This window comes from Mycolicibacterium anyangense (assembly GCF_010731855.1).
Lineage (GTDB): Bacteria > Actinomycetota > Actinomycetes > Mycobacteriales > Mycobacteriaceae > Mycobacterium > Mycobacterium anyangense.
Window position 1 is genome coordinate 5160177 of record NZ_AP022620.1, and the last position, 23165, is coordinate 5183341.

A 23165-nucleotide genomic window follows, 5' to 3' on the forward strand; every position below is an offset into this window, starting at 1 on the left:
GTGGCGGTGTGTGGTGGTCAGTATGCCCCATGTGACGCACACCATAGCGTTACGCCCCACCGGCGTCCTGCGAAAATGATGCTCTAGCTGTGTGTTTGCCGGGGCTCTTTCTCGAGCGTGAATTGGTCGACATCGATGTACCCAATCCGGAACGCTTGTGAACATCCGGTCAGGTAGCGCATGTAGCGGTCGTAGACCTCCTGCGACTGCACCGCGATGGCCTGGTCCCGGTTGCTCTCCAGGGCAGCCGCCCAGTGGTCCAGCGTGCGGGCGTAGTGCGGCTGCAGCGATTGCGTCCGGGTCAGGGTGAAGCCGGCCGCCGCCGAATGCTCCCCGACCTTCTCGATCGTCGGCAGCCGCCCACCCGGGAAGATCTCGGTCACGATGAACTTGACGAACTTGGCCACCTCGATGGTCAGCGGCATACCGCGCTCGGTCATCTGCGGCAAGGTCAGCGCGGTGATGGTGTGCAGCAGCATCACTCCGTCATCGGGCAGCGCCTTGTAGGCCATGGTGAAGAAGTCGTCGTAGCGGTCGAAGCCGAAATGCTCGAAAGCGCCGATCGACACGATCCGGTCGACGGGTTCGTCGAACTCCTCCCAGCCCATCAGCTCGATCCGCTTCGTGCGGGGGCTCCCGGACTCGGCGAACAGCCGGGCGACGTGGTCGCGCTGGTTCTTCGACAACGTCAGCCCGATGACGTTGACGTCGTAGCGCTCCAAGGCGCGCAGCATGGTGGCACCCCAGCCGCAGCCGATGTCGAGCAAGGTCATCCCTGGTTGCAGACCGAGCTTGCCCAGGGCCAGATCGATCTTGGCCAGCTGCGCTTCTTCCAGCGTCATGTCGTCGCGCTCGAAGTAGGCGCAGCTGTAGGTCTGGGAGGGGTCGAGGAAGAGCCGGAAGAAATCGTCGGACAGGTCGTAGTGGGCCTGGACGTCGTCAAAATGGGGTGTGAGCCGTTTGGGCATTGTTTCGGTGCGCCTTTCGCAAGATGCTTAAGGCAGCAACCACGTATCGCCCCCGACACGATCAGCGATCACCGCTGTATTGCAGAGCCGAGCTTAACCCAGCAATCTGAGACTAGCTCGCCTCGGAGAAGGTGGTCTTCAGCTCGCCGACGATGTCATCCCACAATTCCTCGGGCAGATCGTGCGCCATTCCGTCGAACAGCACCAGGCGGGCGTTCGGAATCGCCGAGGCGATGGAGCGCCCACCTGACGGGCGCATCAATTTGTCTGCGCGGCCGTGAATGACGACGGTGGGAGCGCTGATCTGCCTGTCGTAGCGCTTGAGGCTGCCGCTACCCAGTACTGCCCCGAAATGCCGCGCGATGCCCTGCGGGTAGTAGGCCCGCTCGTAGGCCTCGATCGCCTCGGCGCGCAGCTTCTCCTCGCTTGCGGGGAAACCCGGCGATCCGATGATCCTGCTGACGCGGATCGAATTCTCGACGATCACCTCACGCGGGGAGTCCGGCGACGGGCCCTTGATCAACGACAACAATGCTTGTGGCGCCGGCGGCGGCAGGAACGCAGAGTTGTTGGAGGAGAAGATGATTCCCAGCGCATTGGTCCGCTGCGCGTAGCGGGCGGCGAAGATCTGCGCGATCATGCCGCCCATCGACGCGCCGACAACATGAGCTCGGTCGATGTCCAGATGGTCCAGCAGGCCGGCGGCGTCGTCGGCCAGATCCTCGAGGGTGTACACCGATTGGCTGGGCTTGCCGACGAAGGAGCGCAGCAGGTTCGGCACCAGCGCGCCGCCCGCCCGCTGCCCGTGCAGCTTTGACGACAGGCCCACATCGCGGTTGTCGTACCGGATGACGCGGTGGCCCTGATCGACCAGTCGCTCACAAAAGCCGTTGCGCCACAACAGAAGCTGAGCGCCCAAGCCCATGACCAGCAGCACCGGCGGATCGCCGGGGTTACCCATGTCCTCGTAGTAGATCTCGAGGTCGTCGCTGATGTGAGCCGTACCCGAGCGGATTTCCACGATGCTCAGACCTCGACGTCGCTCTGGTGTTCCCGGCTGACCTCGACCATGAAGTTGGCGAAGTATCCGGAGAATTGCGGATCATTCATCATCTGCCACTTCGGCGCCAGCAGCTTCATGTAGCGCTCGACGTAGAGGAACTGCTTGCCGATGAGCACCAGCTCACGCGGCAGCTTGACGTCGTAGGCATCGGCCAACGTGGACAGCTGCTTACCGATCTCCGCATAGGACATGTCGCCCAGGGATTTCAGCGTCAGCGGCTGGGCGAAGGCCTCGAGATCCTTGGCAGCCTGCGCCTCGGGCTTGACCGTGCCCACCGCGCCGAGCAGCACCACGATCTTGCCCGCGGCCGCGTGGTCCTTCTTGACCAGCAACGCATAGACCAGTTCTCGCAAGAGCCAGCGGGTCCGCGGGTCGATGCGGCCCACGATGCCGAAATCCAGGAACACGATCTTGCCGTCGTCGTCGACCAGCAGGTTGCCCGCGTGCAGGTCGCCGTGGAACAGGCCGTGCCGCAGGCCGCCCTCGAACGTGGAGAACAGCAGCGCCTTGACCAGTTCGGTGCCGTCGAAGCCCTTCTTGCGGATCTCCTTGACGTCATCGATCCGCACCCCGTGCACGCGTTCCATCGTCAGCACCCGCTCGCTGGTGAACTCCCAATGCACCTGAGGGACGCGGATGTTGCGGCCCAGCGGCGATCCGTGCAGCCCGGACACCCAGGCCTCCATCGACTGAGCCTCGATGCGGAAGTCCAGCTCCTCGGCGAGGTTGTCGGAGAAATCGGCCACCACGTCCTGGGCCGACAACCGCCGGCCCAACTTGGCGAACTCCACGAGCTGGGCGAACCGCTTGAGGATCTGCAGATCGGCGGCAACCCGTCGCCGGATCCCGGGACGCTGGATCTTGACCACCACGTCCTCGCCACTGTGCAACGTCGCAAAGTGGACCTGCGCGATGGAGGCGGACGCGAACGGCTCCTCGTCGAAGTGTGCGAACAGCTCAGCCGGGTCGCCGCCCAGCTCCTGTTTCAACAGCGCGTGCACTTCGGCGGTATCGGCCGGCGGAACCGAATCCAGCAGACCACGGAACTCGCGGCTCAGCGGTTCGCCGAAGGCGCCCGGGCTGGAGGCGATGATCTGGCCGAATTTTACGTAGGTCGGGCCGAGCTCGGCGAAGGTCTTCGGAATCTCCTTGATGACCTTGTCCTGCCAGGGGCCGCGACTGGGCAATTTGGTCAGAACGCGGGCCCCGGTGCGGGTGAGCTGCCAACCCGTCGCACCGATGCGCGCGGCCTCGATCGGCAGCGGAACCCGATCGAGCTTGGCGACTTCGCGGTGTTTGGTCGAACTCATTCTTGCCAGTGTGCCAAAAAGCTTCGCTACTCTTCCAACTTCAGCAGTTAGCTCTCGTGCTCCTCGGCGGCTCCGCCTCTGTCCGGATGGACCGAATAGTGCCGGGTCTGATTCCCGCCATTGCGCTTGGCCCGATACATCGCGCTGTCGGCGTCGATGATCAGCTCCTCAATACACGAGCGGGGATCCAGCGCTCCGATCTCGTCGAGGCGGGCGCTGGCCGACCCGACGCTGGCGGTCACCGGCACCGCGGCAGACGCCACGGCGTCGCACAGCCGCTGCGCCAGCGAGTGTGCGTCGTCGTTCGCGGTGACCGTGGCGACGACGAACTCCTCGCCACCGTTTCGGGAGACGATCGCTTCTTGCCCGGCGCTGGCAACCAACACCTGTGCCACGTGCGCGAGCACGCGGTCACCGGCGTCGTGGCCGTGAGTGTCGTTGACCGCCTTGAAGGCGTCGAGGTCGATGAGCGCAATGGACAACCACGCCGGACCGCGTTGCGGCGACCGAATCAGATTGAGCGTCTGGTTGCGGAATGCACGCCGGTTGAACAGTCCGGTCAACGGATCGCGATCGGCCTGCACCAGATCCGTGCCGAGCCGGTAAACGAGGCTGTAGACACCAACCGGCACAAAGAGGTTGGACAGCAGTACCGCTATCACCGCGACGACGGACAGCGCGAGGTGGCCATCTCCAATCAGCCGCGTCACGTCGATCAGGACAACCGCGGTGACAAGGACGAAGTTGTAGAGCATCAGTTTCGGGCTCTGGAACAGCGCCAGGAGCGATCCCGCGATCATGAATGCGTACGTCGAGATCAACGATGACCGTGGGTCAGGCAGCAGAAGGCAGATCATCGCGATCGACGAACAACACCCGATGGAGAAAGCGATGAACTCGCGGTGCGTCGGCCACCGCACAGCCCAGAGCAGCACCGCGAAGACGCCGAAAAGGGTGGGCACCCAGGCGACTGCTCTGCCGACCCCGACCGCCCCGTCCCGACTGTGCAGCAGCATCGACAACGAAAGCACCGGGCCCGCCACGACCACGCCCATCACCAGACGGGCCTGGCCCACGATGCCGCGGGCGCGCAGGTAGCCGGTCAGCCAGTCATAGCGGTCCGGATGTCGCCACCACTGCCGCACCACGTCTGACACCCAGTTCCCCCGCGACGTCGTTACCTCGATCGGTCATGAGGGTAAACGCTGGGTGACCCGACGGCACCGCAAAGCACCGAGTCTGTTACTCGTTCGCCGGCGTCCACGGCGTCAGCCACGGTTGTGGCTCCCATTTCTCCACCGCCGCCACGAGCTCGTACATGGTCGCGCCGTCAATGCTTTCTCGGATGATGTCGGCATGTCCGGCGTGCCGGGCCAGTTCGCTGACCACGTGGAGAAACACCCAGCGCACCGACCACGCCTCGACATCGGTTGGGAACCACGGGGCGTCCCGGGGGACCGGGACGGCGGCATCGAGATCTGCCGACTCGACCAGACGCAGCGTGTGCTCGTTCTGCCGGGCATACCCGTCGAGAACCTGCGCCAGGGTCTCGTCGGGACGCATGACGTACTCGTCGGTGTACTCCTGCTGGCGTTCCTCGAAGGTGCGGGTGTCGTCCGCCGGTTCGTGCGGGGCGGCCATGACGCGGCGCATCCAGCTGCGTTGCATACCGGTGGCGTGCTTGATCAGCCCGCCGATGGACAGGGCGCTGGCAGTCGGGGTGGCGCGGGCTTGATCGTCGGTCAAGCCGTAGGCGACCGCGACAAACGCGCCCTGCTGGTACGACAGGAACTCGCCAAGGGCGTGGCGTTCGTCGCGGACAGGTCGGGCGAGTGCGGGCATGTCAGATTCCTTCCCCGTGGGTGTGGCTGTAAAGGTCTCGCAGACAAGCTATTTCGGCGCCGTGATGGATCACCTCACGGTTGATGTGGAGGATCAGCGCGGACATCGGATGCTCGGAGTAACCGTGTTCGGCCGGGCCGCACGGCCGGCCCAGATCGTCGTCACTCAATGCGCGGACCCCGGTGATCCAATTCCGGTAGGCGTCATCGAGCTGATGCAGCGCCGTCTGCGCATCGGCGGCATAGTGCCAGCTTTGGTAGTCGGCGGGCGGGCCGGCGAAGTGGGCGTGATTGCGCATCGCGAGTACACCGACGATGACGTGTGCCAACCGCCAGGCGATGGTGGTGAACGGTTCCGGCCGTGGCGGTGGGTAGCTGAAATCGACGGCGCCGTCGGGATGCACCGTCCAGCAGTTCCCCACCGGCTGCCAGAAGTATTCGGCGTCGGTCAGACCGTCCAGGCGCGGGCGCAGTTGGTGGTGCCAATGCCAGTCGAGCTGATCGGCAAGGGATGTGGTCCAGGGCATGACCCCACGCTGTCACGGTAAGCGGACAGATTCTGTCCGCAGACTGCGCGACACTGGGGACATGTCCCAGACGACGAGCCGGGTGCTGCAGCTGCTGGGATTGCTGCAGTCGCGGCGGGTATGGACGGGTCCGGAGCTGGCCGAGCAACTCGGCGTGACGACGCGCAGTGTGCGCCGCGACGTGGAGCGGCTACGCGAACTGGGGTATCCCGTACATGCCAGCACCGGGCACGGCGGCGGCTACCAACTCGGCGCCGGCGCCGCACTGCCGCCGCTGCTCCTCGATTCCGACGAGGCGGTCGCCATGGCCGTCTGCCTGCGGCTGGCTGCCGGCGGCAGCGTGGCAGGCGTCGGGGAAGCGGCGCTGCGTGCGCTGAGCAAGCTCGACCAGGTGATGCCGGCCAGGCTGCGGGCTCAGGTGGCGGCCCTGCGCGGCGCGACGGTCACCCTGACACCCACCGCCGAGACCCCGGTGGACCCGGACACCCTCATGACGCTGGCCCGTGCCTGCCGCGACCGCGAACACGTCGATACCGGCTACGTGGACCGGGCCGGGATGACCAGCAGCCGGCGTCTGGAGCCCTACCGGCTCGTCACCACCGGGCGACGGTGGTACCTGCTGGCCTACGACCGCGACCGCGACGACTGGCGCAGCCTGCGCCTGGACCGGATGACCGACGTGCGCTCCCGGGGTACCACCTTCGCCGGCCGCGAGGCCCCTGACGCCGCCGACTACGTCGGCCGGGCGATCAGCGTCGCGCCCTACCGCTACCCGGCCAGGGTGCGTTACTTTGCTTCGAAAGATGTTCTTGTGCAGCATTTCTCGCCGTCGTCGGTGACCATCGTCGATGACGGTCCCCACAGCTGCGTCGTCCTCACCGGCGCGGACGACCCCCAGCGGCTGGCCCTGTACCTGGCGATGCCCGGCATCGCGTTCGAGGTTCTCGACCCGCCCGAAGTGGCGCAGGCGGCGGCAGCGGCGGGCGCATTGCTGGCAGGTGCGGCCGGGCGCGCCGGCCCCTGATCGTCGACGTCTCGCCGCGCTGACGGGTCTCGCCACGTAGATTGGCCGCGTGCGTGTGACCTCCGCGGAATCGACGGAGCTGTTCGTCGGGCCTCCTGACGCGCCGCTGCAGGTGGTGCGGGTGGGCTATGTGGGCGCCTCCGGGACGGAACCACTGACGATCTCCGGCGAGGGTGTGTCAGGGCAGGCCGCCATGGCGGCCGGCGACGGTGTCCTGGAAGTACCGGTAGCCGTCGAGCGGGCCATGGTGGGGGAGAAGCGCTCGGCGCGGGCCGGCGAGTTCGGCTTCGAGTTCACCGTCGCCGAGCCGGGCTGGACGATGTACATGATCAGCCACTTCCACTACGACCCGGTCTGGTGGAACACCCAGGCCGCCTACACGAGCGTCTGGCACGAGGACCCACCCGGGCGCGCCAAACAGAACAATGGCTTCGCCCTGGTGGCCGCGCACCTGGAGATGGCCCGCCGCGATCCCGACTACAAATTCGTGCTGGCCGAAGTCGACTACCTGAAGCCCTATTTCGACACCCACCCCGAAGACCGGGCCGACCTGCGACGGTTCGTCGACCAGGGGCGCGTCGAGGTGATGGGCGGCACCTACAACGAGCCGAACACCAATCTCACCGGTGCGGAGACATCGATCCGGAACTTCGTGCACGGCATCGGTTTTCAACGCGATGTGCTGGGCGCGCGACCCGCGACCGCATGGCAGCTCGACGTGTTCGGCCACGACCCACAGTTCCCGGGGATGGCCGCCGACGCCGGCCTGACATCGAGCTCCTGGGCCCGCGGACCGCACCATCAGTGGGGGCCGATGGCCGGTGACGGTGATCCGCGACGCATGCAGTTCAGCAGCGAGTTCGAATGGATCGCGCCGTCCGGGTTGGGCCTGCTGACCCACTACATGCCCGCGCACTACTCGGCGGGCTGGTGGATGGACTCCTCGGCCTCACTGGCGGAAGCCGAGCGCGCCACCTACGAGCTGTTCGCCGGGCTGAAGTCGGTGGCGTTGACGCGCAACGTGTTACTGCCGGTCGGCACCGACTACACCCCGCCTAATGCCTGGGTCACCGAGATCCACCGCGACTGGAACGCCCGCTACACCTGGCCGCGGTTCATCTGCGCGGTGCCCAGTGAGTTCTTCGCGGCCGTCCGCGCCGAAGCCGACGAGCGTGGGATCGCGCCGTCACCGCAGACCCGGGACATGAACCCGATCTACACCGGCAAGGACGTCTCCTACATCGACACCAAGCAGGCCAACCGCGCCGCCGAAGATGCGGTGCTCGGTGCGGAGCGATTCGCGCTGTTCGCCGCGCTGCTGACCGGGGCCCGTTATCCGGAAGCCGCACTGGCCAAAGCCTGGGTGCAGCTGGCCTACGGCGCTCACCACGATGCGATCACCGGTTCGGAGTCCGACCAGGTGTACCTCGACCTGCTGACCGGGTGGCGGGACGCCTGGGAGATCGGGCGGTCTGCCCGCGCCGGCGCGCTGGACCTGCTGTCGCGCGCGGTCGCCCCGTCAGCCGGCTCGCTGGTGGTGTGGAACCCGTTGGCGCACAACCGTACTGACATCGTCCACGCACAGCTCGAGAAGCCGGTGCGCACCGGGGTGACGGTGGTGGACAGCGACGGCCGGGAGCTGCCGGCCCTGGTGTCCGAGGATGGCCACCGGGTGAGCTGGCGAGCCGTCGACGTGGGGTCGGTGGGCTGGCGGACCTATCGCCTCAAAGAGTCCGAGCAGGCGTCGGCCTGGGAGCCGCTGGCTGGTGTGGAGATCGCCAACGACTACCACCGGCTGCGGGTCGACCCCGGCCGGGGCGGTGGGGTGTCGTCGCTGCTCGACCTGCGCTCGGGCGCCGAACTGATCGCGCCGGGGCGGGTCGGCAACGAACTGGCCGTCTACGAGGAATACCCGGCACACCCGCAAGCCGGCGAAGGGCCGTGGCACCTGCTGCCGAAGGGTCCGGTCGTGTGCTCGTCGGCCTTCACCGCGGAATCGGTGCAGGCTTACCGAAGTCCGCTGGGCGAACGAATCATAGTGCGCGGCAAGGTCAGTGACGAACTGAGTTACCGACAGGTGCTGACCCTGTGGCACGGTATCGACCGGGTGGACTGCCGCACCACCATCGACGATTTCACCGGTGCCGACAAACTGCTGCGGCTGCGATGGCCATGCCCGGTGCCCGGCGCGCTACCCGTCAGCGAGGTCGGCGACGCCGTCGTGGGCCGCGGATTCGGGCTGCTGCACGACCACGCCTCCGGAGCGGACCGCGCCGTGGACACCGCGGAACATCCGTGGACTCTCGACAATCCGGCTCACGGCTGGTTCGGGCTGTCCTCGGCAGTCCGCATCCGAGTGGGTACCTACACCCGGGCCGTCTCGGTCGCCGAAGTCGTGGCGCCCTCGGAAGACTCGGCGGCCGAGGTGGCGCGCGACCTCATTGTTGCGCTGGTGCGGGCCGGGGTCACCGCCACCTGCAGCAGTGCGCCGCGTCCCCGCTACGGCCACCTGGAAGTGGACTCCAACCTGCCCGATGCCCGCATCGCGCTCGGTGGACCTGACGAGAACGCCTTCACCGCAGCGGTTCTCGCCGCAGCCGATCACGTCTATACCGCGGAACTGCATCGGCAACTCGCGGCAGGCGGCCAGGCCAGAGTGTTCGTCCCCGCCTCAGCACCGCTGGATCGGGTGTGGCAACCCGATGCCGATCTGCGTGACGTGCTGGCGCTGCCGGTCTTGATCGTGGCCGGTCACTGGGCGGGCGGACTGAGCGACGCGGTCGCTGCACTGGTCGACGACCTCGACGACGCCGAGATCACCGTCAGCCAGGATGTCCCCGGCGGCAGCGGCGATTTCGCCGCGCGCACCGTCGCCCTGATCAACCGCGGGGTCCCCGGATTCGCCGTCGAACCCGACCACACGTTGCACAGCTCGCTGATGCGGTCCTGCACCGGGTGGCCGTCGGGGGTGTGGATCGACCCGCCGCGGCGCACCGCGCCCGACGGCTCCAACTTCCAGCTGCAGCACTGGACGCACGAGTTCGACTTTGCCGTGATATCCGGGGAGGGGGATTGGCGCCGCAATGACATTCCCTCGCGCAGTGCGGAATTCAACCACCCGATGATGGTGGTCGCCGCCGGACAGGCAGCCGGTGTGCTGCCCGCCGACGGCTCTCTGCTGAGCGTCGAGCCCGCGGGTGTCGCCCAGCTCGGCACGCTCAAACCCGCGGGCAATCCGACAGCCGTCGGCAGCGTGGTTACCGTCGACCCGGCCGAGGTGACGATGCGCCTGGTCGAGACGCGCGGTGCAGCGGTCGATATCACCGTGGCGTCCGGCGTCGGATCGGTATCGGAGCTGGCGGCCGCCGACCTGCTGGAGGCTCCGCGCGGCGCGGCGCGCCAGGACCTGCACGGCTACCAGATCGCTACCCTGCGTGCCCGCCTTGACGTCACGCCGGTACTGGACTGTGCCGGTGCAACGTTGATCTCCGATGCCGAAGCGGCCCAACCGCTCTATGCCCGCTACTGGCTGCACAACCGTGGCCCGGCGCCCCTGGGTGGCCTCCCGGCTGTTGCGCACCTGCACCCCGAAGCCGTCGCGGCCGGCCCGGGCCAGACGGTTCGGCTGCGCCTCACGATTGCCAGCGACTGCAGCGACGGGGCAGTGAAAGGTGTTGTGCAGCTACGGCTTCCGCGTAATTGGACAGCTGATTCCGCGGAGGTCGGGTTCACGCTGCCACCGCGCGGCCACGATGCGGACGACATCCTGGTCACCGTGCCCGCGGATGCCGAACCCGGTGACTACCCCGTTCGCGCGCAACTCACCCTGCGCGGCGACGTGCCACCCGCGTGGCAGCAGACCGTCGAGGACGTCTGCGTGGTGTCCGTCGGAGCGCCACCCGGCCCCGAACTGCTGCGGCTGGCCTCGGATCCCGAGGATGTCGTCGTCGCCCCCGGACAGCGCGCCCGAATCGTGGTGTCCGTCGAGTCCCTCGCCCGCGCCGACCTGGCACTGGAGGCCCATCTGATCAGCCCCTGGGGCACCTGGGAGTGGATCGGTCCCGCGGTGCGTGGCGAGGTGTTGCGGGCCGGGGCGACCGTCGACGTCGGATTCGACGTCGCACCGCCGCCGGGCCAGGAGCCCGGACAGTGGTGGTCGCTGATCCGGATCGGTTGCGCGGGACGGCTGCTCTACACACCGGCCGTGGCGGTGACGGTCCGATGACCATTGCGGCCACCGTCGCCGGAGACCCCATCGACGTCCGCGATATCGATGCGCGCGAAGCGCTGTTGCGCACCACACCCCAGGTCGCCGCACTGCCGCGCCCCGGCACCAGCGAGGGTCGCCAACTGCGTCGCTGGCTCACCCAACTGGTGGTGACCGAACGGGTCATCGCGCGGGAGGCACAGGTGCTGGCAGTGACCGTCGACGCGTCCACCCCGACCGAAGACCACCTCCTCCCTGACCTCACCGCTCGCCTGGAGATCGGCAGCATCGCAGCCGCGGTGCTCGCCGAACCGCTGGGCCGCGCCGTGTTCGCCCGCGTCACCGCAGACGTCGATGTCGCCGAGTCCGACATCGACGACTACGCGCAACGCAACCCCGGTCGCTTCCCGGTGCGTCGAGAGCTCGCCGCACATCTGCGCGGCGCCGCCCGTCGTCGCGCCTTCCGGATGTGGCTCGTCTCCCGCAGCGCCGAACTGGTGTGGCTGGCGCCCGGCTACGAACACCCCGGCGACCCCCGCCAACCCGATAACACCCACAAACACTGATGGCCGACACCCTGGTTCTCGACATCGGTGGCACCAAGATCGCCGCCGGCTTGGTCGACCCCGACGGTCGGCTGACGTTCCAGACCCGCGAACCCACACCGCACTCGCCCGACCCCGACGTGGTGTGGGCGGCCGCCCAGCGCACCATCGCCGCGGCGCTCGCCGAAGCGGGGGCAGCGGTGGCCGGTGTGGGGATCTCGTCGGCGGGACCGATCCACCTGCCGGACGGAACCATCAGCCCCATCAACATTCCGGCCTGGCGGGGCTTTCCGGTCCGCGACCGGGTGAGCGACGCGGTGCCCGGGGTTCCGGTGCGCCTCGGCGGCGACGGGGTGTGCATGGCCCTCGGCGAGCATTGGCGCGGCGCCGGCCGCGGCGTGGGGTTCATGCTGGGCATGGTGGTGTCGACCGGCATCGGGGGTGGTCTGGTCCTGGGCGGCGCGCCCTACAACGGGCGCACCGGCAATGCCGGCCACGTCGGGCACGTCATCGTCGATCCCCAGGGGCCCCCCTGCAGTTGTGGGGCGCGGGGATGTGTCGAGGCGATCGCCAGCGGACCGCATCTGGCGGCCTGGGCACAGGAACAGGGTTGGGCCGGTGCCGACGCCAAAGAACTGGCCGAGGCTGCCGCAGCCGGGGATGACATTGCGCGACGCGCGTTCCAGCGGGGGGCCAGCGCCATCGCCGCGATGATCGCCTCGGTCGGGGCGACGTGCGACCTGGATCTGGTGGTCGTCGGCGGGGGAGTGGCCAAGGCCGGGCCGGTGCTGTTCGATCCGCTGACCGCTGCGCTGCGCACCTATGCCCGACTGGACTTCATCGCCGACCTGCGGGTGGTTCCGGCGGCGCTGGGCGGGGATGCCGGGCTGGTCGGGGCCGCCGCTCTGCTGCGTGGGGCCAGCTGAGCGCGAGCAGCCGCAAAATCGCACGTTTCGGGCCGTGCTGGTGCGAATTTGCGTCTGCTCGGCGGGGGTTACGGCCGTCGAAGATGACGGTCAATGCGTTGAACCAGACGCTGCGGGTGGCGCCGGATGTCGTCGACCACGATGGGAACGACCGTCCACCCCATTTCTTGCACACCGGCGAACCGTGACTTGTCGCGGATCATCTCCATGCGGCCGGCGTGCCACTCCACGCTGTCGTATTCAGCTGCGACCCGTGCCTCGGGCCACGCGAAATCGACCCGCCACCGCTCGCCGTCGATCCCGTGGATTGTGTACTGCAACTCGGGTCGCGGCAGACCGTGGTCGACCATGATCAGCCGGGCCTCACTCTCCATCGCCGACTCCGCGCGGGCATCTGCGAGCGGCAGCAGGGTGCGGACCGCTGCTATCCCACGACGGCCGCGCTGGTCGCGGACGGCCTGCTCGAGATCGGCCCTGCCACACCACCCCGAGCGCAGCGCTGCATCGAGAGTGGCCAGCGCTCGAGGTCTCCTCAGCTGCCGGGCCACCTCCACCGCCGTCCAGGCCGGGGCCGTCGCTCGTCGGCTCGCCACGACGTGCACGGGGGCGCCGGCACGTTGGTGAACCACCAGTCCGGTGGTCGATCGCGTCCGTGCTCCGCCGTCCAGGATGTGGACCGCCGTCGTGTTTTCGGTGTCGAAGCCATAGAGGGCCGCTGCGGTTCCCATCGCTGCGACGGTGTCGCGGCCGGTGAGCAGGTCCAGGGCGGCAAGCCGGTGCAGCAGATCGGGCTCGGTCCGGGCGTACACCCCATGCCATACCCGGACCAACTTGCCCTTGGCGACCTGAACGTCGAGCTGCTGTCGGGTCATCACAGTGCAGAGTTGGGCTGTGGTGGCCACGCCGCCGGTCTGCTTGAGCAGAGCGACGGCGTCGGAGAACACGGGAGAAGGATGTGCGATACCGGCCCGCATCCGTGTGCAGCGCGGCTTCACCCTGTGGATAGGGGCGCGAGCAGCCGCAAAATCGCACGTTTCGGGCTGTTCTGGTGCGATTTTGCGTCTGCTCGCGGGAAGAAGGGGGGAGCGTTTTGGCTGATCGCGGGGGATCAGGCTATTCTTGTCCAGTTCCACCGAAGACCGTCGGTCACCGAGCAATCGGTTGAAGGTCCTGGACATCCAGGCGGCCCACGCAGGAGGACGAGGCTCGACCGTCATTTTCGTGCGGTTCCTTCACGCCCCGGCCCATCTGCGTCCGGGGCGTTCTTGTATTCCAGGCTCTCCGGCGGTGAAACCATCACGAGGAGGCAAGCATGGCCACAGCTGACAAGGCCACCGCGGTCGCCGACATCGCCGAGAAGTTCAAGGAGGCGACGGCCACCGTCGTCACCGAGTACCGCGGCCTGACGGTGTCCAACCTTGCCGAGCTGCGCAGGTCGCTGGGTGCTGGTGCGTCGTACACCGTCGCCAAGAACACCCTGGTGAAGCGCGCCGCGTCCGAGGCCGGCATCGAGGGTCTCGACGACCTGTTCGCCGGACCGACCGCCATCGCGTTCATCAACGGCGAGCCCGTCGACGCTGCCAAGGCGATCAAGAAGTTCGCCAAGGACAACAAGGCGCTCATCATCAAGGGCGGATACATGGACGGCAAAGCGCTGTCCGTGTCCGAGGTCGAGCGGATCGCCGACCTGGAGTCGCGCGAGGTGCTGTTGTCGCGCGTCGCCGGCGCCCTGAAGGCGAAGCAGTCCCAGGCCGCGGCGCTGTTCGTGGCGCCCGCGTCCCAGGTCGCGCGCCTGGCCGCAGCTCTGCAAGACAAGAAGGCTGCCGACGGTTCAGCAGAACCCGCAGCCTGATCAATCCACCCCCAACCCATCAAGAAAAGGAACCACCATGGCAAAGCTGTCCACCGAAGAGCTCATCGACGCCTTCAAGGAACTGACCCTGCTCGAGCTCTCTGAGTTCGTGAAGGTGTTCGAGGAGACCTTCGACGTCACCGCGGCCGCTCCGGTCGCCGTTGCTGCCGCCCCGGGTGCCGCTGGCGCTCCGGCCGAGGCCGCCGAAGAGCAGTCCGAGTTCGACGTCATCCTCGAGGGTGCCGGCGACAAGAAGATCGGCGTCATCAAGGTCGTCCGCGAGATCGTCTCCGGCCTGGGCCTGAAGGAAGCCAAGGATCTGGTCGACGGCGCTCCCAAGCCGCTGCTCGAGAAGGTCACCAAGGAAGCCGCCGAGGATGCCAAGGGCAAGCTCGAGGCCGCTGGCGCGACGGTCACCGTCAAGTAATTCCAGCTTCCACGAATCCCCCGCGGGCCATTGCGCCCGCGGGGGATTTCGTTTTTTGGGCAGAGAGTTCACTGATCGATCACGGGTAGGCACACAAAGTGAGTGGCTGCCAATCTCGTGCGCTACAGTGACTCAAACCACAGGTCGTCGAGCCAGTGGTACTTGGGTGTGGGCGGAAGGATCTCGCGTGGGCATTGGTATTCAGGTCGAGGGATTGACCAAGTCGTTCGGTTCTCAGCGCATCTGGGAAGACGTGACGTTGGACATCCCGGCGGGCGAGGTCAGCGTGCTGCTCGGTCCGTCCGGTACCGGTAAGTCGGTGTTCCTCAAGTCGCTGATCGGTCTGCTGCGCCCCGAGCGCGGCAAGATCATCGTCGACGGCACCGATATCATCCAGTGCTCGGCCAAGGAGCTCTACGAGATCCGCACCCTGTTCGGCGTCATGTTCCAGGACGGTGCGCTGTTCGGCTCGATGAACATCTACGACAACACCGCCTTCCCGCTTCGTGAGCACACGAAGAAGAAGGAGAGCGAGATCCGTCAGATCGTCATGGAGAAGCTCGACATGGTGGGCCTCGGTGGCGACGAGAACAAGTTCCCCGGCGAGATCTCCGGCGGTATGAAGAAGCGCGCCGGTCTGGCCCGCTCGCTGGTGCTCGACCCGAAGATCATCCTCTGCGACGAGCCCGACTCCGGTCTGGACCCGGTGCGTACCGCCTACCTGAGCCAGCTGCTCATCGACATCAACGCCCAGATCGACGCCACGATCCTGATCGTGACGCACAACATCAACATCGCTCGCACCGTGCCGGACAACATGGGCATGCTGTTCCGCAAGCACCTGGTGATGTTCGGCCCGCGTGAGGTGCTGCTGACCAGCGAGGAACCCGTGGTCAAGCAGTTCCTCAACGGCCGCCGCATCGGCCCCATCGGCATGTCCGAGGAGAAGGACGAGTCGACGATGGCCGAGGAGCAGGCGTTGGCCGACGCCGGTCACCACGACGGCGGTGTGGAAGAGATCGAAGGTGTGCCGCCGCAGATCCAGGCCACCCCGGGTCTCCCCGAGCGCAAGGCCGTCGCCCGCCGCCAGGAGCGGGTGCGCCAGATCCTGCACACGTTGCCGCCGGCGGCCCAGGAAGCGATCCGCGACGACCTGGACGGCACCCACAAGCTGCCGACCCACACGTTCGCCGGCGAGCCCGCGCACGCCGCGCACGCCGAGGACGCCACCAGCTGAGGCTCGGCGACCGTCCTGGTTGCCGTTCACCCCGCTCGAGCCGGGACGACGCGCTTGCGTCGTCCCGGCTATTTTTTGGCCTCCGCCGGTCTGACCAACTTATGACGTGTCCGCTCGGCACAACGGATTCCGTGTACCGAATGCCGTTGTTGTGAGTACGTTTCCGACATCGTCAATAGAGAGGCTGAGGTGGATGGCGGAGCGACGCGTCTTGCTGGGCACGGGTGCAGTGGTCGTCGGATTGGGTGCGGCCCTGCTGGCCGGGTCGGGGGCGGCGCACGCCGACGGCACCGACGACGGCTCGGGCAATCAGCAATCGTCGAGCGGCTCGTCGGCCTCGAGCGGTAAAGCCACCGGCGGCAGCAAGCGCGCGTCGAAGAGCGCTACCGGGCCCAAGTCGGCAGCTGCCAATTCCGACCGCAAGTCCCCGCGGACCTCCCTCGACAGCCAGACGACCAAGGCCACCACCCCGTCCACCACAACGCCATCGACGCCATCGACCACCAAGACCGGCACCGCCACTGAGCAGGACACCGAGCAGTCCGCGACCCCGGCTGCCGGCGTCACCACCACCTCGTCGACCAGCGCTGCGGTGGACACCGGCGCGAGCGCCGCGCCTCAGACCGTCCCGGTATCGGTGGCCGTCGGCACGTCGCGGCGAGCCGCCGAGGCCGCTGCCCGCCAGGCCCAGATCAACCAGATCCTCGCCTCGGCCGGCACCATCACCGCCAGTGCGAGCTCCACCGCCGCGCCCACCTCGGGCCTGCTGGCCACCGCGATGCTCAACCTGCTCTCCGGTCTGGGCGTCGCACCCAGGAGCGCCGCCCCCACCGAGCCGTCGGCGCCGGTGACGAGTTCGGCGCCCCTGCTGCCCACCGACAGCAACGGGGTCACCGGCGTACTTGTCGGCCATTCCCGGCTGGAGCTCCCGGGTGCCTTCATCGGACAGACCGTCGCCGCCGACTGGTACTTCCCGACCCAGGCCGACGGCAGCGTCGACGCCCAGGGCGTGATCTGGCTGCAGCACGGCTTCGCCGCGACGAACACCTTCTACTCTGCGCTGGCCCAGAACCTGGCCCAGCAGACCAACAGCATCGTGGTCGCCCCCACCTTGTCGTCCATCCCGATCACCTTCTCCGGCGGCTGCCTCACCTGTGAGGTCACCCAGCAGGACGCCGCGGCACTGCTGGGCCCGGACCGCGCGACATTGTTGGCCAGTGCGACCGCGGCCGGATTCACCGGCACCGCCCTGCCGGAGCGCTTCGTGCTGGCCGGCCACTCGGCGGGCGGCGGCTTCGCCACCGCGGTGGCCGACGACTACCTGGAAGGCAACGACAGCCAGTACGACCCCAATGACCTGGTCGGCGTGGTGATGTTCGACGGCGTCTCCAACGGATCCCTGGACGGGGCGTTCGCCACCCAGGTGTCGACGCTGGCCGCCGCGGGCAAGCCGATCTACCAGATCGCCGCCCCGGCGCAGAGCTGGAATCTGTTCGGCGCCACCACCAATGTGCTGGCCGCGACCCTGCCCGGACAGTTCATCGGCGTCGTGCTCCAAGGTGGCTCGCACGTGGACTCCATGCTCGGGGTCAACCCGCTCTTCGACTTCGTCCTGCAGCTGGTGACCAAGGCCGTACCCGCGGGCAACACCCAGGCCGTCTACACGCTGTCCGACGGCTGGATCAACGACATGTACTCCGGGGCGACCCCGCAGACCCCCAAGTACGGGCTCTACGCCGCCTCGAATCAGCAGATCATCATGGGACCGACCGCGGCCGTCGGGCTGCCCGCGGCCGAGGCCAATCAGCTGTCGTTCGGTGATTACCTCGTCAAGGCACTGATCGACACCGTCGGCGGAATCTTCGGATTCCACCTTCCGGCCCCGGTCAACGGCGGCAACAACGGGCTGAACCCCAACACCCCGGTCGCCACCGTCGGCAACGGTGTCACCGGCGTGCGCACCGGATCGTCGGTGCTCGACATCCCCGCGGGGCAGAACGGCTACGCCGCCCCGGCCGACTGGTACTTCCCGACCCAGGCCGACGGCACCGTGCAGGCCAACGGCGTGATCTGGCTGCAGCACGGCTTCCTCGGCTTCAAGGACTGGTACGCCAGCATGGCCCAGGAACTGGCCCAGCAGACCAACAGCATCGTCGTGGTGCCGAACATCTTCTGGTTCGACAACCCGCTGTGCCCCGGCTGCTACCTCGGCGGTGCGGTGATGCGCCAAGCCGTCGCCTCGATGTTCCAGGACAGTCGCTCGGCGCTGAACATCAGCGCCAACGCCGCCGGCTTCCAAGGCACGCTGCCGGCGAAGTTCCTGCTCACCGGGCACTCGGCGGGCGGCAACTTCGCCACCGCCGTCGGCGCGCTGATCACCGACACCCCCCAGAAGGACAACCTGATGGGCGTGGTGATGTTCGACGGAGTGTCGCGCAACCCGCTGTTCACCGACTCATTGCAGGCGCTGTACAACGCCGGCATCCCGGACTATCAGATCGCCGCACCGCCGCAGTCGTGGAACGCCTACGGCGTGGCCACCGAACTGATGCAGTTGTTCTACGGGCCGAAGGGTCTGTTCTACGGGGTGCAGATCGACAACGGTTCGCACACCGACGTCATCGCAGGCAACAACCTGTTTGCCTGGCTCGGTGAGATTGCCAGCTCGATCATCGTGCGGCCGTCACCGCCGGGCGGCAAGGACGCGGTGCGCACCTTCGCCTCGGGCTGGATCAACGACATCTATGCAGGTAAAGGCCCCACCGACCCGGTCTACGGGATCTACGGCAACCCCAACGACGGCACCTATGTCCAGAACCAGCCGATCGTGATGGGTCAGGCCGGGGCCACCACGCTGCCCGCCCCGCCGCCGGTGAACGTCACCGAGTACGCCAACGGCCAACCCTGGTATGAGCAGGGCAGTGTCAAGCTGCCGTTCGCCTGGGGGCTGGTGAACACCACCGCGGTCTACACGCTGAACTCCGACGGCACGGTCAAGGTGCAGAACTCGGGCAACTACTTCGGTCCCAACGGCCCACTGTCCCAGATCACCGGGACCGCGGTGTCGGTCAACCCGGCCTTCAACACCCGCTTGGACGTGGGCTTCTTCGGCAGCACGCCGAGCAGCGCCGAACCCGGCAACTATTGGATTCTCGATTACGACCCGAACTACCAGTGGGTGATCGTCAGTGACCCGACGAGCTTCTCCGGCTACATCCTGACCCGGGACAAGACCATCTCCGACACGCAGTACGACACCCTTGTCACGCGGGCTCGCCAGCTCGGCGTCTGGGGGCCGATCACCCGGACCCAGCAATACCCGACCACGCTCTAGGCCCGAATGACGCGGTCGAAGTTTTCCACACCAAACACCGCGTTATCCCTTGACGGAAAGGCGCAAACGGTCCAGTCTGTTGACCAGCATGTGTGCGTGGGTAGCTAGTTCGCCAGCCAGCGCCAGCAGACCCAGCATGCGGTTGTTGAGGAATGCGCCGTTCTGCGCTATTGTTGGACGTTGCGCTGGCTGCCTCCTGCCCACCTCAACCCGCACCTGACACCGTGGTCCACGTCTGAGCCAAGACTTCCAGCTCAGAGACCTATTTGCGTGCCGTGTGCGTCGGGGACAGGCCCGGTCCTTGAGGACGCCAGCCTGAACCGACGCAGATCTCGCGGCGTACCGGAGGTTCTCCGGGTAGTCGCATTAGGTGCTGGAAGGATGCATCTTGGCAGTCTCTAGCCAGAGCAAATCAACTACTACTTCTAACTCCGTCCCCGGAGCACCGAAACGAGTTTCTTTCGCCAAGCTGCGTGAGCCCCTTGAGGTTCCCGGCCTGCTTGACGTCCAAACCGATTCCTTCAAATGGCTGATCGGTGCCGACGAGTGGCGTCAGAAGGCGATCACCCTGGGTGACCCCAGCCCGGTCGGCGGCCTCGAAGAGGTCCTCGCGGAGCTGTCGCCCATCGAGGACTTCTCCGGCTCGATGTCCCTGAGCTTCTCCGACCCGCGTTTCGACGAGGTCAAGGCTCCGGTCGACGAGTGCAAAGACAAGGACATGACGTACGCGGCGCCGCTGTTCGTCACGGCCGAGTTCATCAACAACAACACCGGTGAGATCAAGAGCCAGACGGTCTTCATGGGGGACTTCCCGATGATGACCGAGAAGGGCACCTTCATCATCAACGGCACCGAGCGTGTCGTGGTGAGCCAGCTGGTCCGCTCGCCGGGTGTCTACTTCGACGAGACCATCGACAAGTCCACCGAGAAGACGCTGCACAGCGTCAAGGTCATCCCGGGCCGCGGTGCCTGGCTCGAGTTCGACGTCGACAAGCGCGACACCGTGGGTGTGCGTATCGACCGCAAGCGCCGCCAGCCGGTCACCGTGCTGCTCAAGGCGCTGGGCTGGACCTCCGAGCAGATCCGCGAGCGGTTCGGCTTCTCCGAGATCATGATGTCGACGCTGGAGAAGGACAACACCGCCGGCACCGACGAGGCGCTGCTGGACATCTACCGGAAGCTGCGCCCGGGCGAGCCGCCGACCAAGGAGTCCGCGCAGACCCTGCTGGAGAACCTGTTCTTCAAGGACAAGCGCTACGACCTGGCTCGGGTGGGCCGCTACAAGGTGAACAAGAAGCTGGGGCTCAACGCCGGCCAGCCGATCACCAGCTCGACGCTGACCGAAGAGGACATCGTCGCCACCATCGAGTACCTGGTGCGCCTGCACGAGGGCCAGCCGACGATGACCGCCCCCGGCGGCGTCGAGGTTCCCGTCGAGGTCGACGACATCGACCACTTCGGCAACCGTCGTCTGCGTACCGTCGGTGAGCTGATCCAGAACCAGATCCGGGTCGGCCTGTCCCGCATGGAGCGCGTCGTCCGCGAGCGGATGACCACCCAGGACGTCGAGGCGATCACGCCGCAGACCCTGATCAACATCCGTCCCGTCGTGGCGGCGATCAAGGAATTCTTCGGCACCAGCCAGCTGTCGCAGTTCATGGACCAGAACAACCCGCTGTCGGGTCTGACCCACAAGCGCCGCCTGTCGGCGCTGGGCCCCGGCGGTCTGTCCCGTGAGCGCGCCGGCCTCGAGGTCCGCGACGTGCACTCCAGCCACTACGGCCGGATGTGCCCGATCGAGACCCCGGAAGGTCCGAACATCGGTCTGATCGGTTCGCTGTCGGTGTACGCGCGGGTCAACCCGTTCGGCTTCATCGAGACGCCGTACCGCAAGGTCGTCGACGGTGTCGTCACCGACGAGATCCACTACCTGACCGCCGACGAGGAGGACCGCCACGTCGTGGCGCAGGCCAACTCGCCGGCCGACGCCAACGGCAAGTTCCTCGAGGACCGCGTCCTGGTGCGCCGTAAGGGTGGCGAGGTCGAGTACGTCAACGCCACCGAGGTCGACTTCATGGACGTCTCGCCGCGCCAGATGGTGTCGGTCGCGACGGCGATGATCCCGTTCCTCGAGCACGACGACGCCAACCGCGCCCTGATGGGTGCCAACATGCAGCGCCAGGCGGTTCCGCTGGTGCGTAGCGAGGCACCGCTGGTGGGTACCGGCATGGAGCTGCGTGCGGCCATCGACGCCGGCGACGTGGTGGTGACCGAGAAGTCCGGTGTGGTGGAAGAGGTTTCGGCCGACTACATCACCGTGATGGCTGACGACGGCACCCGGCACACCTACCGGATGCGCAAGTTCGCCCGTTCCAACCACGGCACCTGCGCCAACCAGCGTCCGATCGTGGACGCCGGGCAGCGCGTCGAGTCGGGCCAGGTCCTGGCCGACGGGCCGTGCACCGAGAACGGTGAGATGGCGCTGGGCAAGAACCTGCTCGTCGCGATCATGCCGTGGGAGGGTCACAACTACGAGGACGCGATCATCCTGTCCAACCGCCTGGTTGAGGAGGACGTGCTCACCTCGATTCACATCGAGGAGCACGAGATCGATGCCCGCGACACCAAGCTGGGCGCCGAGGAGATCACCCGGGACATTCCGAACGTCTCCGACGAGGTGCTCGCCGATCTCGACGAGCGCGGCATCATCCGCATCGGTGCCGAGGTCCGCGACGGCGACATCCTGGTCGGCAAGGTCACCCCGAAGGGCGAGACCGAGCTGACCCCCGAGGAGCGCCTGCTGCGCGCCATCTTCGGTGAGAAGGCCCGCGAGGTTCGCGACACCTCCCTGAAGGTGCCGCACGGCGAGTCCGGCAAGGTCATCGGCATCCGGGTGTTCTCCCGCGAGGACGACGACGAGCTGCCCGCCGGTGTCAACGAGCTGGTCCGCGTCTACGTGGCCCAGAAGCGCAAGATCTCCGACGGTGACAAGCTCGCCGGCCGCCACGGCAACAAGGGCGTCATCGGCAAGATCCTGCCGGTCGAGGACATGCCGTTCCTGCCGGACGGCACCCCGGTGGACATCATCCTGAACACCCACGGTGTGCCGCGACGCATGAACATCGGCCAGATCCTGGAGACCCACCTCGGGTGGGTGGCCAAGACCGGCTGGAACGTCGACGGCTCTCCGGAGTGGGCGGCCAACCTGCCCGAGGAGATGCTGAGCGCTCCGTCGGACACCAGGACCGCCACGCCGGTGTTCGACGGTGCCCGCGAGGAGGAGCTGCAGGGCCTGCTGGCCTCGACGCTGCCCAACCGTGACGGCGAGGTTCTCGTCGACGGTGACGGCAAGGCTGTGCTCTACGACGGCCGCAGCGGCGAACCGTTCCCGTACCCGGTGACGGTGGGCTACATGTACATCCTCAAGCTGCACCACCTGGTGGACGACAAGATCCACGCCCGCTCCACCGGTCCGTACTCGATGATCACCCAGCAGCCGCTGGGCGGTAAGGCGCAGTTCGGTGGTCAGCGGTTCGGTGAGATGGAGTGCTGGGCCATGCAGGCCTACGGCGCGGCGTACACGCTGCAGGAGCTCTTGACCATCAAGTCCGACGACACCGTCGGCCGGGTCAAGGTCTACGAGGCGATCGTCAAGGGCGAGAACATCCCCGAGCCGGGCATTCCCGAGTCGTTCAAGGTGCTGCTCAAGGAGCTGCAGTCGCTGTGCTTGAACGTTGAGGTGCTGTCTTCGGACGGCGCGGCGATCGAGATGCGTGATGGTGACGACGAGGACTTGGAGCGTGCTGCTGCCAACCTCGGAATCAACCTGTCGCGCAACGAATCTGCCTCTGTCGAAGATCTCGCCTAATTAGTGTTTCTAGTCCCGAAAGGGGAAAGGGAGTTA

The 23165-nt window shown here is 67.0% G+C and carries 16 protein-coding genes; 9 read left to right on the forward strand and 7 right to left on the reverse strand.

The genetic code is table 11. The features are described from left to right. Positions 1–83: 83 nt before the first annotated feature. From G6N35_RS24360 to G6N35_RS24385, 6 genes are all read right to left on the reverse strand, one after another. The gene (locus tag G6N35_RS24360; RefSeq protein WP_163806882.1) at positions 84–968 is read right to left on the reverse strand and encodes a cyclopropane mycolic acid synthase family methyltransferase; all 885 of its coding nucleotides are present in this window, start codon (positions 966–968) and stop codon (positions 84–86) included. 112 nt (positions 969–1080) lie between these two features. Further along, the gene (locus G6N35_RS24365; protein ID WP_163807906.1) at positions 1081–1992 is read right to left on the reverse strand and encodes an alpha/beta fold hydrolase; all 912 of its coding nucleotides are present in this window, start codon (positions 1990–1992) and stop codon (positions 1081–1083) included. A 2-nt stretch (positions 1993–1994) separates the two neighbouring features. Beyond that, a complete protein-coding gene (locus tag G6N35_RS24370; protein ID WP_163806884.1) occupies positions 1995–3341 on the reverse strand; it encodes an ABC1 kinase family protein in 1347 nt (448 codons plus the stop codon). A gap of 47 nt (positions 3342–3388) precedes the next feature. Beyond that, positions 3389–4498, reverse strand: coding sequence for a GGDEF domain-containing protein (locus G6N35_RS24375; RefSeq protein ID WP_163806887.1), 1110 nt, complete (start codon positions 4496–4498; stop codon positions 3389–3391). 85 nt (positions 4499–4583) lie between these two features. Beyond that, positions 4584–5183, reverse strand: a complete 600-nt coding sequence (locus tag G6N35_RS24380; RefSeq protein ID WP_163806889.1) for a DinB family protein — start codon at positions 5181–5183, stop codon at positions 4584–4586. Position 5184: 1 nt separating this feature from the next. Continuing rightward, positions 5185–5709 (reverse strand): DinB family protein, encoded by a 525-nt coding sequence (locus G6N35_RS24385; RefSeq protein WP_163806891.1) that lies wholly within the window; start codon positions 5707–5709, stop codon positions 5185–5187. 61 nt (positions 5710–5770) lie between these two features. On the opposite strand from G6N35_RS24385, the gene G6N35_RS24390 reads away from it, so the two are divergent. The 4 genes from G6N35_RS24390 to G6N35_RS24405 are packed head-to-tail and all read left to right on the forward strand — an operon-like array spanning position 5771 to position 12411. Continuing rightward, complete coding sequence (locus G6N35_RS24390; protein ID WP_163806893.1) at positions 5771–6733, forward strand: helix-turn-helix transcriptional regulator; 963 nt, start codon at positions 5771–5773, stop codon at positions 6731–6733. Positions 6734–6782: 49 nt separating this feature from the next. Next, the gene (locus G6N35_RS24395; RefSeq protein ID WP_163806895.1) at positions 6783–10958 is read left to right on the forward strand and encodes a glycoside hydrolase family 38 N-terminal domain-containing protein; all 4176 of its coding nucleotides are present in this window, start codon (positions 6783–6785) and stop codon (positions 10956–10958) included. Continuing rightward, entirely contained in the window at positions 10955–11506 is a 552-nt protein-coding gene (locus G6N35_RS24400) for a DUF7158 domain-containing protein (RefSeq protein WP_163806897.1), read from the forward strand. The genes G6N35_RS24395 and G6N35_RS24400 overlap by 4 nt, the downstream gene beginning before the upstream one ends. After that, the gene (locus G6N35_RS24405) at positions 11506–12411 is read left to right on the forward strand and encodes an ROK family protein (RefSeq protein ID WP_163806899.1); all 906 of its coding nucleotides are present in this window, start codon (positions 11506–11508) and stop codon (positions 12409–12411) included. Before G6N35_RS24400 ends, G6N35_RS24405 begins: the two co-directional genes overlap by 1 nt. 68 nt (positions 12412–12479) lie before the next feature. Here the strand turns inward: G6N35_RS24405 and G6N35_RS24410 are convergent, their stop codons facing one another. Beyond that, positions 12480–13355: a type IV toxin-antitoxin system AbiEi family antitoxin gene (locus tag G6N35_RS24410; protein ID WP_163806901.1), complete on the reverse strand. Its 876-nt coding sequence runs from the start codon at positions 13353–13355 to the stop codon at positions 12480–12482. A 368-nt stretch (positions 13356–13723) separates the two neighbouring features. Between G6N35_RS24410 and rplJ the strand changes: the two genes are divergently transcribed. The 5 genes from rplJ (at position 13724) to rpoB (ending at position 23129) form a co-directional block, all read left to right on the forward strand. Then, complete coding sequence (rplJ, locus tag G6N35_RS24415) at positions 13724–14263, forward strand: 50S ribosomal protein L10 (protein WP_163806903.1); 540 nt, start codon at positions 13724–13726, stop codon at positions 14261–14263. 37 nt (positions 14264–14300) lie between these two features. After that, entirely contained in the window at positions 14301–14690 is a 390-nt protein-coding gene (gene rplL, locus G6N35_RS24420; RefSeq protein WP_163806905.1) for a 50S ribosomal protein L7/L12, read from the forward strand. 187 nt (positions 14691–14877) lie between these two features. Continuing rightward, positions 14878–15927, forward strand: coding sequence for an ABC transporter ATP-binding protein (locus G6N35_RS24425; RefSeq protein ID WP_163806908.1), 1050 nt, complete (start codon positions 14878–14880; stop codon positions 15925–15927). Positions 15928–16120: 193 nt separating this feature from the next. Beyond that, positions 16121–19261 carry a lipocalin family protein gene (locus tag G6N35_RS24430; RefSeq protein ID WP_163806909.1) on the forward strand — a complete coding sequence of 1047 codons (3141 nt, stop codon included), beginning with the start codon at positions 16121–16123 and terminating at the stop codon, positions 19259–19261. 370 nt (positions 19262–19631) lie between these two features. Next, positions 19632–23129: a DNA-directed RNA polymerase subunit beta gene (gene rpoB / locus G6N35_RS24435; RefSeq protein WP_163806911.1), complete on the forward strand. Its 3498-nt coding sequence runs from the start codon at positions 19632–19634 to the stop codon at positions 23127–23129. The last annotated feature ends 36 nt before the right edge of the window (positions 23130–23165 follow it).

What these genes read in the sequence shown, in the direction of transcription:
- G6N35_RS24430 (WP_163806909.1), top strand. Translation starts at nt 16,121, where the DNA reads ATGGCGGAGCGACGCGTCTTGCTGGGCACGGGTGCAGTGGTCGTCGGA.
- G6N35_RS24370 (WP_163806884.1), bottom strand. Translation starts at nt 3,341, where the DNA reads ATGAGTTCGACCAAACACCGCGAAGTCGCCAAGCTCGATCGGGTTCCG.
- G6N35_RS24360 (WP_163806882.1), bottom strand. Translation starts at nt 968, where the DNA reads ATGCCCAAACGGCTCACACCCCATTTTGACGACGTCCAGGCCCACTAC.
- G6N35_RS24385 (WP_163806891.1), bottom strand. Translation starts at nt 5,709, where the DNA reads ATGCCCTGGACCACATCCCTTGCCGATCAGCTCGACTGGCATTGGCAC.
- rplL (WP_163806905.1), top strand. Translation starts at nt 14,301, where the DNA reads ATGGCAAAGCTGTCCACCGAAGAGCTCATCGACGCCTTCAAGGAACTG.
- G6N35_RS24390 (WP_163806893.1), top strand. Translation starts at nt 5,771, where the DNA reads ATGTCCCAGACGACGAGCCGGGTGCTGCAGCTGCTGGGATTGCTGCAG.
- rplJ (WP_163806903.1), top strand. Translation starts at nt 13,724, where the DNA reads ATGGCCACAGCTGACAAGGCCACCGCGGTCGCCGACATCGCCGAGAAG.
- G6N35_RS24400 (WP_163806897.1), top strand. Translation starts at nt 10,955, where the DNA reads ATGACCATTGCGGCCACCGTCGCCGGAGACCCCATCGACGTCCGCGAT.
- G6N35_RS24380 (WP_163806889.1), bottom strand. Translation starts at nt 5,183, where the DNA reads ATGCCCGCACTCGCCCGACCTGTCCGCGACGAACGCCACGCCCTTGGC.
- G6N35_RS24405 (WP_163806899.1), top strand. Translation starts at nt 11,506, where the DNA reads ATGGCCGACACCCTGGTTCTCGACATCGGTGGCACCAAGATCGCCGCC.